Raw genomic sequence first — 16,355 nt, forward strand, 5'->3', positions numbered from 1 at the left:
TAAATAACGCCGCAAATATATAGGTTTGGTGTAGCACAAATATAGATTAATTGTTCGCAAATGGTACGAATTCGTACATTATTTGCGAACAATCTAACTTTTATAAAATCTATATTTTATTGATTTCCAGCTGTTTTTACATTTTTCAATAAGTCAGAGAGGAATTTTACCTTATCGGGATGAGTTTCAGCTACATTTTTTTCTTCGGAAGGATCCGTAGAGAGGTGGTAAAGTTGTGGTTGGGGGTTGTTACCCATTTCTATTTTCGTCCAATATTCCAGCGCCGGTTTATCACTCGGTTCGATATATTTCCATTCACCTTGAATGATAGACAAGGTATTGTTCAGGTTTTGCTGTATAACGTAGTTGCATCCGGAAGTATCTGTACCTAAAAAGTTACCTAACTGGTCACGACTATCGGGAGCAACCCCCGGTTGGATAGGATGATTTAACAAAGTTGCCAAAGAAGCATATATGTCAATCATGGAGAATAATGCTTGTTGTTTACCCGGTTTGATACCATTGGGCCAACGTACAATGAACGGAATACGTGTACCGGCTTCGAATGCACTATATTTGCCTCCACGATAATGTTTCATTGGAGTATGACCATTCAATAGTTCACGAGCTTGGTCTTGATAACCATCGTCGATGACAGGGCCATTATCACTACAGAATACGAAGATGGTATTGTTGGCTATGTTTAAGCTATCTAGTGTACGCATAATTTCACCAACAGTCCAATCCAGTTGCAGAATGACGTCACCGCGTGTGCCTAAACCACTCTTTCCGGCAAAACGGGGATGGGGAACACGAGGGACGTGAACGTCCTGTGTACCCATATATAAGAAGAAAGATTCATCTTTATGTGAGGTGATAAAGCTTTTTGCTTTATCGGTGATAACGTCGGCAATATCTTCGTCCACCCATAAGGCGGATTTACCACCGGTCATCCAGCCAATGCGCGGAATGCCATTGATAATAGTATTGTTGTGTCCCTGGCTAGGTTTTAGTTTTACCAATTCAGGATTTTCAAGCCCTGTAGGCCAGTTGCCTACTTTGTGGTTATAGTTTACGGTAATCGGATCGTCCGGATCAAGTCCTACCACATGTGCGTTTTCCACGAATACACAAGGTACGCGATCTACAGTGGCAGGAATGATGAATTCATAATCGAAACCGATATCTTGGGTATTCGGTCTAATTTCATGGTTGAAATCCGTTCCACCTTTGGGACCCAGTCCTAGATGCCACTTACCGATAGCTGCCGTGGTATAACCTTCTTCTCTGAACATGTCTGCCATAGTCACGCAGGCTGTGTCGATAATAAGTTCTGAATTTCCCGGAGCAATACCTGTATTTTTTTGTCTCCATGGATACATACCCGTGAGTATACCGAAACGGGAAGGAGTGCTCGTAGAAGAAGTGGCGTATGCGTTGGTGAACTGTATACCTTGGCCGGCAAGGCGGTCAATATTCGGAGTGCTAACTTTTGTGGCACCGTAACAACTTAGGTCTCCGATACCTAAATCATCTGCAATCAAGTAAATCACATTTGGCTTTTGTACCTGATTATGTTTAGCTTCTTGTTTGGAGGCATTACTACATCCGGTCAGGAGAGCTATACTTGGCAGAAGCGGTAAGAATGAGGAGAAATCTTTCATAGACTTTTGGATTTTAAAGTTTAATTTGTAATGCCAAAAGTAATAGATTTTCCTTAAAGTGATGTGTCGGAGAGTCCGAAGGATGGGTAAAAATGTACAATAATACATTTTTCTTATACTTCTTCCTCACTATCCGAATCTTTTCCCTTCCTATAGGCTAACGGGCTTACATGATAAATGTCTTTGAAACATTTACTGAAATATCGTGAAGAACTAAATCCTATCTTGTCCGATATCTCTGTAATGTTCAGTTCAGGATTGTTACGTAACATTAGCGCTCCTTTTTTCAATCGTATTGTCAAGATAAAGTCGTTAGGGGTCTGTCCGGTGATTGCTTTCAATTTAGCGAATAAATTTGTACGTGCCATTGCCATTTCCCTGGCAAAGACATTGACATTGAATTCCGTATCGTCTATATGTTCTTCAATGATGGCCATAGCACGATCCAGAATATCCTTGTCAATAGGATTGGTTGCGAGCATCTGTGCGGCAGTTTGTGGCTGTTTGCTGAACTTTTCTTGCAATAGAATACGGGAGTTTACCAGATTGTTACAGCGGGATATCAATAAATTAGTATTAAAAGGTTTGGTGATATAATCGTCTGCACCAATACGGAAACCTTCTATGTTCTGCTCAATGGCGGTACGTGCTGTCAACAACACTACGGGGATGTGACACGTATTGAAATCTGTTTTTATTTGTTTACATAATTCGGTACCTGATATTTTAGGCATCACCACATCGCTCACTACAATGGTAGGCATCTCACTATGTACCAGATTAAGTCCTTCTTCTCCATTGGCTGCTGTAATTACCTGATAGAATGGTTTGAAGATATTTGCTAACATTTCGCGAATAGGAGCATTATCTTCCACAATCAGCATTTTAGCATTGGGTATGCGTTTGATGGGGATATTATCTTCCGCTTCTGCGATCAGTAGTGTATCAGTTTCCAGCTTAGAAATATCGACTTGTTCGATGAAATCGGCGTTTTTGTTGATTTGTTCTTCCGAGAACTGTGCATTACCCAACTTTAAGGTAACGATGAAACTCGTTCCTTTACCGAGTTCGCTTTCCACTCGAATACTACCGTGATGTAACTCGACAATACCTTTGGTTAAAGCTAATCCGATACCTGTACCGGTCTTGTCTGCACTGACGGTACCCATCGGTTCTATTTGGTAAAAACGGTCGAAAATTTTGTCTATCTCTTTGACATCAATGCCGCTACCTGTATCCGTAATCAGGATAACGGCCTTGTTGTCTTCCGTCGTGATACTAAGCGTAATGGTATCTTCTGCTTTCGTGTGCTTGATAGCATTGGACAAGAGATTGTTAATTACTTTCTGCATCTGCTTCTGGTCGTACCATACTTCAAGATTATCAGTTTTTTTCTCAAATTTGAAGTTGATTTGTTTGGTACTGGCATATTCCAGAAATAACAGATAGTTTTCATATAGGAAATTCACAATATTATGTGGACTTACTTTAATCTTCATGTGTCCTTGCTCTTGTTTACGAAAGTCTAGTAGCTCGGTTATCAATTCGCGTAATTGTATACTATTTTTGTAAATGCTCAATATTTTGTTATAGATGGCAGGTGTGAAGTTCTGCAATTGTAACAACGTTTCCACTTGTGCCACGATCAAAGTCAGTGGAGTACGGAATTCATGTGATATATTAGTGAAGAAGTGTAGTTTGGATTGGTTCAGCGCTTCTACATCTTGTATATGTTTCTGTTCATATTTTAGAGATTCGCGCAATTTTATTCTTGATTTGTAGGTACGTATCAAGTACCACAGTAAAGCTGTAGTTATTACCAGATAAATGAAGTAGGCAAGTGGCGTTTTATAGTAAGGTGGCAATACATGGATAGTAAGGTGTACTTGCGGACACAGATTTTCGTCTTTCCCTTCCGGTTTGATGATGAGGTTATAAGTACCTGCATTGAGGTTTGTATATGTAATGTTGTGTAGACCACGGGTATTTGTCCAGTCATCGGAGAAACCTTGTAATTTATAGACAATATCATCCTTATTGGCTGCTACATAATTTGATGTGGCAAATTCTACACTGAACATGGTTTGATTGGCGTTCAGAGTAATTTCATTTGTGTGGCATAAGGATTGTTTGAGGATACCCGATTCGTCTCCCACCAGGATTTCTTCACCGTTTACGATAAGACGTGAAAGAATGATTTTGTAAGGTTTCGGGGTAAAATTCAGTTCCATTTCATGAAAAGAAATCATTCCTTGAATTCCTCCCAGGAATATTTCGCCATCACGGGTCACGCAAAGGGCATTTTCATTGACTGCCGTAAAAGGAAAACCGTTTTCTGCACTGTAATTTCGGAATTTTTTAGTCTGATAGTCAAAGATAGAGAAACCTTCATTAGTGATGAGTAACATCTTGCCTGTGGTGGGAGACTCCTGTATTTCGTAAATACAATCGCTGATGAGACCATTTTTCGTTTTGTCGAAGTTCTCGAAATCATTGCTTGCTGGACGATAGAGATCGAGTCCACTGCCCGAAGTAGAAAACCACAGATTTCCTTTACTATCCTGCATGATATTATTTATATTGTTGTTGCTGAGACTATTCGGAAATGTAGGGTCGTAATGATAATTATTCAGCTTATGTGTGTCAAAGCGATAACTGAATACACCTTCTCCAGTAGCCGCAATCCATAAAGTCCCATCTTTGTCAAATTCAACATCTGCTACCATTTTGATGGATCTGCCCTCTTTACTGTCCTTGAATAACTGTTGGCATTTTCCGTTAGCAGGATTGAAAAGACATACTCCATTCTGTGTCGCTATGATTAACAGGTCTTGATAGGGAACAATATCCCTGATGATATCCGAGGGGAGTGTTTCTGGGTTATCCGTTTCCATGCGGTAATGGGTAAACTGTCCGGAGCGTATGTCCAGTTTGTTTAATCCGCCCAAATGGGTACCAATCCATATAATTTCTTTAGTTGTATCATAATAGAGTGCTTTCACGTTATTGTGCGAAATACTGTTGCGTCCTTCTTGCGGACGATACCATTTGAATTCATGTGTACGCCGGTTGTAGTAGTTTAATCCACCTCCTTCGGTACCTATCCATAAATTACCGTCTTTGTCCTCGACGGTGCGTCCCACCACCGGATAACTCAGACCATTCTTTTCGACCGTGGAGTAAGTATAACGGGTGTATATCTCATATTCCGGATTAAAATAGTTAACGCCACCAAAGTAGGTACCCAGCCACAACGTACCCTGATTATCCTTTACAATACACCAGATGGAAGAGTGTGTCAAACCATCACTATTTACATCATTTGTTGTATGGTTTTGAAATAATTTTGTACTCTTGTTGAAGCGGTTCAGACCATTGAAAGTACCTATCCATATATTTCCAAGATTATCTTCGCAACAGGCTCTCACAAAGTTGGAAGAGAGACTGTGGGGATTTTTTATATCATATCTGAAATTTTCTATTTGCCCGTCTTTTTTCACGTGATACAAACCCTCTTCCCAACTTCCAATCCACAATTCGCTTTCACTGTCCTGATAGATGCTGGTGATGTTTCCTTCTCGAATAGGGTGTGTTAATTCTCTGCTGGCAATGTTCAGGCAATAAACTCCTTTTGCGGTAGTTCCCATCCAGAAGGTTCCTTTGTCGATATGCATACAGAATATGTCTAAGTTTCCTGCTGCTAATTGGTAGTATAAGTCAAAATTACCCGTCTTCTCGTTATAACGGTATATTTCATTCTTTTGTCCGATGAAAAGGTCATTATTATAATAAATGCTATTGATTTGTCCCTGTATCAAAGTCCTGAATTTTTGAGTGGTAAGATCAAATTCGGCAACTCCTTCGGTACAAAGTAGGTAGATTTTCCCGTTGTGGTTACCTACAATACGTAACACAGTATTACAGAATAGACTGTTCGGGTCATTCTTTCTTAGTTTATATGTCTTTATGCTTTCTCCGTTGTAGCGATTTAATCCTTCGCGTGTACCAATCCACAGGATGCCGTTTTCATCGATATAGAGGCTATTCACCGAAAATTGGGATAAACCGTCATCAGTGGTCAAATGATTGAAAGTTATGTTCTGACCTTGTACTGTAGCGGCAACTACATTTATTAAGATAAGGAATAGGTAAATAATAAGCTTTTGCACTGTTACATCGTTTTTTAAGGTTCCAAACACAAATATAGAAATATTTTGTGCAAAGTAGGATAAAGAGTGTATATTTGTACAATAATTTAATCTATTAGTTATCATGAAAGACCTTTTATCTATTGTATCTCATTTTCAACTGGAGGGTACAGTTCAGGAAATTAAGCCTTTAGGCGCGGGACTAATTAACGATACGTATAAAGTAACTACTATTGAAGCGGATGTCCCCGACTATGTGTTACAACGTATCAACCATGCCATTTTCCAGAATGTGGAGATGTTACAGTCTAATATTGATGCTGTAACACGGCATATACGTAAAAAATTGGAACAGGGAGGTGAACAGGATATAGATCGTAAAGTGCTCCATTTCCTGACTGCCGACAATGGGAGAACCTTCTGGTACGATGGTGAAAACTACTGGCGTGTTATGGTATTCATCCCTAATGCGAAGACTTACGAAACGGTTAATCCCGAGTATTCTTATTATGCCGGTGTAGCTTTCGGCAAATTTCAGGCTATGCTTGCCGATATTCCCGATGCGTTAGGTGAAACTATTCCGGATTTCCATAATATGGAGTTCCGTTTAAAACAACTTCGCGATGCGGTAGCTGCCGATGCTGTTGGGCGTGTAAAGGAAGTGCAATATTTCCTCGACGAGATAGAACGCCGTGCCGATGAAATGTGTAAGGCGGAACGTTTACACCGTGAAGGTAAACTTCCTAAGCGTGTTTGCCACTGTGATACAAAAGTAAATAATATGATGTTCGATGAAAAAGGAAATGTACTTTGTGTAATCGACCTCGATACAGTGATGCCCAGTTATATTTTTTCTGATTTCGGTGACTTCTTGCGTTCAGGTGCCAATACTGGTCTCGAAGACGACAAAGACCTGAATAATGTGAATTTCAATATGGAGATATTCAAGGCCTTTGCAAAAGGTTATCTTGAGTCTGCCAAGTCTTTCCTTTTGCCGATAGAGATTGAAAACTTGCCATATGCTGCCGCTTTGTTCCCCTATATGCAATGTGTACGTTTTCTTGCTGATTACATCAACGGTGATACGTATTACAAAATTCAGTACCCGGAACATAACCTGGTGCGTACGAAGGCACAATTCAAGTTGCTGCAAAGTGTAGAAGAACATACGCCTGAAATGCAGAAATTCATAGCTTCGTGTATTTAAAACTATAGATATATAATGAAAGAATTGAATGTCAAGAAGGTGAGCATGGCGAGTGTACCGGTGGAATCGGTGCCTGCTCTTCTAGATGAAGAAAAAGTGGCTTTTCAGCCGATTAATACCGTAAATTGGGAAGATTTCCCTTATAATCCGGTTGTGGAGTTTCGTATTGCTCATACGGAAGATGCCATTCTGCTTCATTATAAAGTGAAAGAAGCGAGTGTGCGTGCTGTAGCGGGACGGGATAACGGTTCGGTATGGGAAGATGCTTGTGTAGAATTCTTTTCTATCCCAGCCGGAGACGGTATATATTATAATGTGGAATGTAATTGTTCTGGTACGTTACTCATCGGTGCGGGTACAGAACGTAACAATCGCCAACATGCTTCGCAGGAAGTACTCGATAAAGTGCAACGCTGGTCTTCTCTAGGTCGTGAAGCTTTCCCTGAAAGAATAGGAGAGTGTGGTTGGGAAGTAGCTCTGATCATTCCTTTCTCCGTCTTCTTCTTGCATAATATTACATCGTTGGATGGTAAGTCCATCCGTGCCAATTTCTATAAATGCGGTGATAAGTTGCAGACACCTCACTTCCTTTCATGGAATCCCATTGAATTGCCTGCTCCGAACTTCCATTGCCCGGAGTTCTTCGGTATGCTGAATATGGAATAAGATAGAGTAGTATTTTACTATATTGAACTTCGACCTTACTAAAATGAAAAACAACCAATTATGAATCAAGAATTGTCAATGAATGCCAACCAATTAGTGGCATTTCTCCAGAAACCGGCTTCCGAGTTTACAAAAGCGGATATTATCTCTTTTATCCGACAGAATGGTATCCGTATGATTAATTTTATGTATCCTGCGGGCGATGGACGTTTGAAAACTCTGAATTTTGTTATTACCGATGAGGCTTACCTGAATGCTATCCTCACATGTGGCGAACGAGTAGACGGCTCCAGTCTCTTCTCTTTCATTGAAGCAGGCAGCAGTGATCTTTATGTGATACCGCGTTTTCGTACCGCTTTTGTGGATCCATTTGCTGAAATTCCCACTTTATCCATGCTTTGCTCTTTTTTTAATAAAGACGGAGAACCGTTGGAGAGTGCTCCCGAGCATACACTTCACAAGGCAAGCAGAGCTTTTACTGAAGTCACTGGAATGGAGTTTCAGGCTATGGGCGAACTGGAATATTATGTAATAGCTCCCGATGCAGGTATGTTTGAAGCAACCGATCAGCGTGGTTATCATGAATCTGGCCCTTATGCCAAGTTCAACGAATTCCGTACACAGTGTATGTCTTACATTGCACAAGCAGGCGGACAAATTAAGTATGGGCATTCCGAAGTGGGTAATTTTACTTTGGACGGATACATTTATGAACAGAACGAGATTGAGTTTCTACCCGTTCCTGTAGAGCAGGCTGCCGACCAGTTGATGCTTGCTAAATGGGTGATCCGTAATCTGGGGTATAAGCATGGATATAATGTGACGTTCGCTCCTAAAATCACAGCCGGAAAAGCTGGATCTGGGCTTCACATTCACATGCGTATCATGAAAGATGGAAAGAACCTGATGTTGGAAGACGGTATCTTGTCCGAGACTGCTCGTAAGGCTATTGCAGGGATGATGGAGCTGGCTCCTTCTATCACCGCTTTCGGTAATACAAATCCTACTTCTTACTTCCGTCTTGTCCCTCATCAAGAGGCACCTACCAACGTTTGTTGGGGTGACCGTAATCGTTCTGTATTGGTACGTGTGCCTCTCGGCTGGTCTGCTAAAACAGATATGTGCGTACTTGCAAATCCATTGGAAGCCGAAAGTCATTTTGATACCAGCATAAAGCAGACTGTAGAAATGCGCTCTCCGGATGGATCGGCCGATTTATATCAATTGCTTGCAGGGCTCACTGTGGCTTGTCGTTATGGCTTTGAGCTGGAAAATGCGTTGGAAATTGCGGAGAAGACTTATGTCAATGTGAATATCCATCAGAAAGAAAATGAAGATAAGTTGAAGTTGTTGGCACAATTGCCGGATAGTTGTGGAGCTTCTGCCGATTGTTTACAGAGACAACGCACTGTCTTTGAACAATACAATGTATTCAGCCCGGCAATGATCGACGGAATTCTCCGTAAACTTCGTAGTTACAATGACCGTACTTTGCGTGCCGATCTAGAAGGAAAACCGGAAGCTATGCTAAAATTGGTACATGAGTACTTTCACTGCGGATAGTAGTGGAATATTCTCCTTCTATATGAATGTAAAAAGTTGGTGTCTACTTATATAAAATAAGTAGACACGGATTACACGAATTGAGCGGAAAAGAAATCAATCCGCAAAATTCGTATAATCCGTGCCTAAAAAAGATAAACTTCTTAATCCTGAATATACAGGTACATGAAGTTTGTGAGTTTACTTTACAATCTCTTTGGATCCCTTGATAAAGTTGATTATATTATGTATCTCATCACTCATGGGCACCTGGTCTTCAATCTTCTGCAGAGCATCTTGTATACTGAAGTTCCCTTGATAAACCAAACGATAGGCATTTACAATATGTCTCAATATGCGTTCAGTGACTTGATGTTTATGTTGTAACACGGCAGCATTGATACCGTGGTATTCTGCCGGGTTACCATTCATAATCACGTATGGCGGAACATCTTTTGAAATACGACAACCTGCCTGGATCAATACCCAACTTCCAATATGACAGTACTGGTGCAGAATGACGTTACTACTTAAAATAGTATAATCGTCTATCTGGCATTCTCCGGCTACGGTAGTCTTAATACCTAATACACAGTGATTGCCAATATGTACGTCATGACAAAGGTGTACACCATCCATTAGATAATTTTCATTACCAATACGACTAGCACCGTCTGCATGAGTGGCACGGCTGATGACTACGTTTTCACGGATGTCGTTATTATCACCAATAATTAACCGGCTGTCTTCTCCTGTATAATGGAAATCTTGTGGAGTAGTTCCCAAAATGGCATTGTGGTGTATTTTGTTCCCTTTTCCCAGACAAGTCCCATTTAAGATTTTTGCACCGGACATAATGACACTGTTGTCACCAATTTCCACATCGCCTTCTATATATGCAAAGGGCTGGATGGTTACATTCTGACCGATTTTTGCGGCAGAATCTACAAAAGCTAATGGACTAATCATGTTTTTCAATGTTTAATGATTAATTTTCTCTTCCTCCTCCAAGTGCTTGATACAAACTGACTACAGCCTGCATGCTAGCAAAGGTGTCAGATATCTCCGAAAGTTGTGCGCTGAGATAGGATTGCTCGGCAGACAATACTTCCAGATAGGTTGACGTGCCTAATTTAAACAATTCTTTTGTATCTTCGGCTGCTTTACGAGCAGAATTTACTTGAATATCGCGAGAAATAGCTTTTTCCGATGTCATCTGATATTGGTACAAAGCATTACTTACTTCATTTCCTGCATTCAGTAGGGAAGTCTGGAACTGAATTTTGGCTTGTTCTTCCTGTGCTTTTGCTTGTTTTAAGCGAGCAATATTAGTACCGCGATAAAACAAGGGCTGTGTTAGAGAACCGATAGCGGAAGCCAATAACTTACCCGGATTTACGATTGCAGAACCGGCACTGTTAGTCCAACCGGCAGAACCACTCAGAGTGATTTGTGGGTAGAAGGCGGCGCGTGCACTGTTGGTGTTGTAGTATTTCGATGCTAATGACATTTCAGCGGCTTTTACATCCGGACGATTGGATAACAACTGTAAGGGGATACCGACGGAGAACTCTGATGGAAGTTGCTGTGCTTCCAGCGTACTGCGTGAGATACTTTGTGCCGGCTGATTCAGCATCAAGCACAATGCATTCTCCGTTTCACGAATACTTTGGTGTATGTCGGGTAGAGATGCCTTGACTTGTGCGTATGCAGTACGGCTTTGTTCTACGGCAGCCGAGGTGGTACCATAGATACCTGCATCTTTCATCGCTTCTACTGTTTCCATATTTCTCTTCAGAATGTCCACAGTACCCTCTGTTATTTGTAGTTGACGGTCGAGCATCAACAGTGTGTAATACATATTAGCTACATTGGCGATGACTTGGGTCTGCACAGCTTGTTCATAGAATTGGGTTTGTTTCAGAGAAACCTGTGCGTTACGTTTGGGGTTTAGCAACTGACCGAAGAGATCAATTTGCCAACTTGCTGTCACGGGCAATGAATAAGTTTGTGTAGCTTTACCTTTATCCCAACTACTGACAGTTCCCTGTGGAGAAAGTCCCAACATAGGAGCATATGCCAGACGTGCAGACATCAGTGCTGCTTGTGCTTGCTTCACGTTCAGGGCCGCACTACGAAGGTCAGCATTATTAGTCAGCGCTTGTTCGATGAGCGTCTGTAACTGCGGGTCTGTAAATACTTCCCGCCAAGGCAGATTTCCGAAGTTGGCAGTATCTGAAGCGAGTGTATCGTTTGTCAAAGTGGTATCACGATACAAGCCTTCAGCAGTGATGTCATCGGGTCTGTCGTATGATTTGTAGATGTGGCAACTGCTCAATAGAGCGGTTGCACACATCAGGATCATTAATTTCTTCATCATTTTCTTTACGATTTATCGATTTACGATTGAAATTTCTTCTTATTTAGTATATTGCTCAATCTCAGGTTCAGCATCTGAATTATCGACATCTTCCCATTCCATCGGCTTAAATTTCTCTTGTAAGTACTGGAATGCCACGAACAGGGCAGGTACGATGAAAATTTGCAGAATCATACCGATTAACATACCACCAATAGCAGAAGTACCCAGCGTACGGTTACCGTTGGCACCTGCACCAGAAGCAAACATCAGCGGAAGCAGGCCGACAATCATGGCTAATGACGTCATCAAGATAGGGCGCAGACGAGCTGCAGCACCCAATACGGCTGCCCAGGTGATGCTCATGCCCATTCTACGGCGTTCAAGGGCAAACTCTACAATCAAAATGGCATTTTTTGCCAACAATCCCATTAGCATGATGAGGGCAATCTGCATATAGATGTCATTGGACATTGTACCCAGAACCATCTTCAATGCCGGAATGCTACCCAATGCTCCTATACCGCCCACAAAGAGGAAGCTGCCCAGCAACCCGAACGGTACCGACAGTAATACGGAGAGTGGCAGGATATAACTTTCGTATTGGGCACTCAGGAGCAAGAAAACAAATACGAAACACAAAATGAAGATAAGTCCCGTAGTGCTACCGCTTGTTTCAGCTTCCTCACGCGCCATACCTCCCAACTCGTAACCGAAACCGGCAGGCAAGTTTTCCTGTGCTACTTCGGCAATAGCTTGCAGGGCCTGGCCGGAAGTGTAACCCGATGCGGGAGCTACCATCACTTTCATGGAAGTGTAGAGGTTGAAACGACTGATGACATCAGGACCATATACTTTCTTGATGGAGATGAACTGCGTGATAGGTGCCATTTCGTTGCCGTTACGCACTTTGATACTTTGCAGGGTTTCCATGTTTTTGGTGGCATCGGGCTCGGCTTGTACCATTACGCGGTACATCTTACCGAAGCTGTTGAAGTTGGAAGCATACAAACCACCATAGTATCCCTGCAAGGTAGTCAGGATGTCGTTGGGGCTGATACCCGCCTTTTTACAAGCAGCGGCATCGATGTCTAGCTGGTACTGCGGGAAGTGGGGGTTGAAAGAGGTCTTGGCAGAATTGATTTCCGGACGTGCTTCCAAAGCAGCGCTATAATTGTTCACTACGTTGAAGAAGTGATCCAAATCACCACCTGTCTTGTCCTGCATGTTCAACTCAATGTCGCTTGAAGCCGAGTAACCCGGAATCATAGGCGGAGCAAAGAACAATACCTGCGCTTCTTTGATGACCTTTTGTGCACGCATATATAAAGTGGCATACACAATCGTGGAGTTTTGCATGGTAGAACGTTCTTCCCAGTTTTTCAGTTTGATGATGAGTGAACCATATGAAGGTCCCTGTCCACCAAGGAAACTATAGCCTGAGATGACTGTACGTGATTCCACAGCGGGGTCGGCGGCGACAAGGCTGTCCACACGGTTCAGAATTTCTTGTGCACGTTCTTGTGAAGTACCGGGAGGTAGTGTCACGGCACCCATGATGGTACCGGTATCTTCGTTGGGCACCATACCGGTCGGGGTGATTTGCATGAATACACCCAGTAACACGATGGAGCCGATGACCAATCCTGCCGATATCCAGCGTTTTTGAATAAAGAACAGTACTTGTTTTTTATATTTACCCAGGATACCGTTATAGGAGTCGTTAAAGGACTGTTTGAACTTGTCGGTAGTCATACCCGTCAATGCCAACACACTGATGACAATCATTACGCAGCACAAGATAGGATGTTCACTGAAGCTGAATAGACCGAAAATCATACCCAGAATTGCTACTGTCACAAAGAGTAATGTGATGCCGGGGCGCATTAGCCTGCCTAAAGAATTGGCATATCGGGCAAACATAATCTTGCGTGCCTCCTTGGTGGCAACGCCTACGCGTTCTTTCAAGTTTTCGTGTTCGCCATTATGGGGTTTCAAGAAGATAGCACACAGTGCAGGACTTAAGGTCAAGGCGTTCAAAGCCGAGAAACCAATGGCAATCGCCATGGTTAAACCGAACTGGCGGTAGAAAGTACCTGCCGTACCGCCCATGAAACTCACGGGGATGAATACGGACATCATGACCAGCGTAATGGAGATGATGGCACCACCCAGCTCACTCATGGCATCGATGGAAGCTGTACGGGCAGACTTGTAGCCCTGGTCCAGCTTGGCATGGACGCCCTCGACGACGACGATGGCATCATCGACCACAATCGCAATGGCAAGCACCATCGCCGAAAGTGTCAGCAAGTTGATACTGAAGCCAATCAGTTTCAATACGAAGAAGGTGGCAATCAATGCCACAGGAATGGCAATGGCGGGAATCAACGTGGAGCGCATGTCTTGCAAGAAGATATATACCACGATGAACACCAGAATAAACGCCTCAATCAGTGTCTTGACAACCTCGTGTATGGAGGCGAACAAGAAGTCATTGGCACTTTGGGCAATGTTGATTTTCAGGCCGGCCGGCAGTTTACTGGAATAGTCGTCCAGTAGAGCCTCGATATCCGAGATGGTCTGCGTGGCATTACTACCTGCCATCTGGAAAATGATGCAACTCACGGCCTTATGTCCGTTTACCATATTGTTGAAACCGTATGACAGACGACCCAGCTCCACACTCGCTACATCCTTCAGGCGGAGTATTTCACCGTTTTCCAAAGCTTTGATGACAATGTTCTCGAATTCCGTAGTCTGTTGCAAACGCCCCTTGTAACGAAGGGTATATTGGTAGGTTTGGTTACCGCGCTCACCCAACTGGCCGGGAGCCGCTTCAATGTTCTGTTCATTCAAGGCGGCAACCACATCGTTGGGGATCAGTTTGTATTGAGCCATTACATCAGGCTTCAGCCAGATGCGCATGGAATAGTCTTGTCCCAGCACCATGGCGTCACCTACACCGTTGACACGTTTTACTTCAGGGATAAGGTTGATGTTGGCGTAGTTTTCCAGGAACTCAATATTATACTGGTCTTTTTCGTCATAGATGGAGAATACCATCAACATGGAGGTCTGGCGCTTACGGGTGGTTACACCGACTTTGGTAACTTCGGCAGGCAACAAACCTTGTGCCATGGAGACACGGTTCTGCACGTTTACCGCTGCCATATCGGGGTCGGTACCTTGCTTGAAGTAGATGGAGATGTCACCTGCGCCGCTGTTAGTGGCACTTGAGCTCATATACATCATGTTTTCTACACCGTTGATCTGATCCTCCAGTGGGGCGATAACGGAGTTAAGTACCGTTTGGGCGTTGGCACCTTGGTAGGTGGCACTTACCGATACGGTGGGAGGTGCAATGTCCGGATATTGGGTGATAGGCAATGTAGCCAGACCAATAACTCCTAAGATTACTATCAGGATGGAGATTACCGTTGATAGTACCGGACGGTTAATAAATCTATCTAATTTCATTTCATGAAAGATTAAAGAATTAAAAATTAAAGAATTAAAATGGATCAAGAATCAATACTGTGTCTGTTTTAGACAGCTTTTCATTCTTTCATTTTTCATTCTTTTATTGGAACGCCGTTTGAATATTACCTTCTTTCTGGTCTTTCAGAGCTTTTTGGTACTCTGCCTCTTTTTCTGCAGGAGTAATGGGCGTAATACTCTGTCCGTCTTTTAGGTTTTGTACACCTTCGATAACGATCTTTTCACCTGCTTTCAGACCATCTGTTACATAGTAATATTTACCGTCGTTCAGACTGAATACCTTGATTTCTGTATTTTTCAGTGTATTGTCGGGTTGCAGAACAAATACGAACTTCTTGTCCTGGATTTCCGTAGTGGCTGATTGAGGGATCATGATTATATCATGTAGCGGGTTAGGGAATACCACATTACCTGTGCTTCCGCTACGCAGCACATTATGCTTGTTGGGGAAGAGGGCACGCATGGTTACCGAACCGGTAGCCTGGTCGATAACTCCGCTAATGGTTTCCACGCGACCACTATCGGCATACATGGTTCCGTCGATGAGTTGTAACTGTACATCCGGCATCTTTTCCAGAATTTGCTTGATGCTGCCTCCTTCACGAATTTGTGCCAACAGTTGTCTTTCAGTCATGGAGAAATAAGCGAACATTTCAGAAATATCGGCAACCGTAGTCAACGGAGTTGCTGTAGACGGGCTAACCAAGCTACCTACGCGGTAGGGGATAGTACCTACTACACCATCGCTGGGACTGGTGACACTTGTATATGATAAATTATTTTTAGCATTTACCAATTGGGCTTCTGCTTGAGCCAGTTGCGCTTTTGTCTGTGCCAGTTGGTTTTCCGCCATCTGCAAATCATAGTCACTGATAATGTTTTTTTGGTTCAGTGTACGTTTGTTATTCACGGTGAGTTCCTGTGTATTTACAGCAGCTTTGGCTGTTTCCACAGCAGCTTTAGCTGAATTTACGGCAGCTTGATACTGTACAGGATCAATACTGAACAAAATTTGTCCTTTACGTACTACAGATCCTTCGTCTACATGTAATTTAGTGATAAAACCACTTACCATCGGGCGGATTTCTACGTCTTGTTTACCCTTAATAGTAGCCGGATAACTGTTTGTCAAGTTAGCAGTGGTAGTCTCTACTGCAATCACTGCAAATTCGGGTGCTTTACCCATGCTTTTGTCACCTTGTCCACAACTGCTGAGCAGTGCCAGGCAACATGCCAATAATACTAATCTACTCTTCATACTCTTTTTT

The 16,355-nt window shown here is 42.7% G+C and carries 9 protein-coding genes; 3 read left to right on the forward strand and 6 right to left on the reverse strand.

Annotated features, from left to right (window positions below):
- Window positions 1–116 precede the first annotated feature (116 nt).
- Complete coding sequence (locus C1A09_RS02395) at window positions 117–1,664, reverse strand: sulfatase family protein (protein ID WP_101542129.1); 1,548 nt, start codon at window positions 1,662–1,664, stop codon at window positions 117–119.
- 113 nt (window positions 1,665–1,777) lie between these two features.
- Window positions 1,778–5,833 (reverse strand): hybrid sensor histidine kinase/response regulator transcription factor, encoded by a 4,056-nt coding sequence (locus C1A09_RS02400; protein ID WP_101542430.1) that lies wholly within the window; start codon window positions 5,831–5,833, stop codon window positions 1,778–1,780.
- 103 nt (window positions 5,834–5,936) lie between these two features.
- Between C1A09_RS02400 and C1A09_RS02405 the strand changes: the two genes are divergently transcribed.
- The 3 genes from C1A09_RS02405 to C1A09_RS02415 are packed head-to-tail and all read left to right on the forward strand — an operon-like array spanning window position 5,937 to window position 9,248.
- The gene (locus C1A09_RS02405) at window positions 5,937–7,019 is read left to right on the forward strand and encodes a phosphotransferase enzyme family protein (protein ID WP_101542130.1); all 1,083 of its coding nucleotides are present in this window, start codon (window positions 5,937–5,939) and stop codon (window positions 7,017–7,019) included.
- A gap of 15 nt (window positions 7,020–7,034) precedes the next feature.
- Window positions 7,035–7,685, forward strand: coding sequence for a carbohydrate-binding family 9-like protein (locus C1A09_RS02410; protein ID WP_101542131.1), 651 nt, complete (start codon window positions 7,035–7,037; stop codon window positions 7,683–7,685).
- 60 nt (window positions 7,686–7,745) lie between these two features.
- The gene (locus tag C1A09_RS02415; protein ID WP_101542132.1) at window positions 7,746–9,248 is read left to right on the forward strand and encodes a glutamine synthetase family protein; all 1,503 of its coding nucleotides are present in this window, start codon (window positions 7,746–7,748) and stop codon (window positions 9,246–9,248) included.
- Between the two features lie 180 nt (window positions 9,249–9,428).
- Here C1A09_RS02415 and lpxA read toward each other — a convergent pair whose 3' ends face one another.
- From lpxA to C1A09_RS02435, 4 genes are all read right to left on the reverse strand, one after another.
- Window positions 9,429–10,196 carry an acyl-ACP--UDP-N-acetylglucosamine O-acyltransferase gene (gene lpxA / locus C1A09_RS02420; RefSeq protein ID WP_101542133.1) on the reverse strand — a complete coding sequence of 256 codons (768 nt, stop codon included), beginning with the start codon at window positions 10,194–10,196 and terminating at the stop codon, window positions 9,429–9,431.
- Window positions 10,197–10,215: 19 nt separating this feature from the next.
- On the reverse strand, window positions 10,216–11,604 hold the full coding sequence (locus tag C1A09_RS02425) for a TolC family protein (protein ID WP_180949174.1): 1,389 nt from the start codon (window positions 11,602–11,604) through the stop codon (window positions 10,216–10,218).
- 42 nt (window positions 11,605–11,646) lie between these two features.
- Entirely contained in the window at window positions 11,647–15,066 is a 3,420-nt protein-coding gene (locus tag C1A09_RS02430; protein ID WP_101542135.1) for an efflux RND transporter permease subunit, read from the reverse strand.
- Between the two features lie 103 nt (window positions 15,067–15,169).
- The gene (locus C1A09_RS02435; protein ID WP_101542136.1) at window positions 15,170–16,345 is read right to left on the reverse strand and encodes an efflux RND transporter periplasmic adaptor subunit; all 1,176 of its coding nucleotides are present in this window, start codon (window positions 16,343–16,345) and stop codon (window positions 15,170–15,172) included.
- Window positions 16,346–16,355 lie beyond the last annotated feature (10 nt).

Source organism: Bacteroides cutis (genome assembly GCF_900241005.1).
In the GTDB taxonomy this organism is placed as follows: domain Bacteria; phylum Bacteroidota; class Bacteroidia; order Bacteroidales; family Bacteroidaceae; genus Bacteroides; species Bacteroides cutis.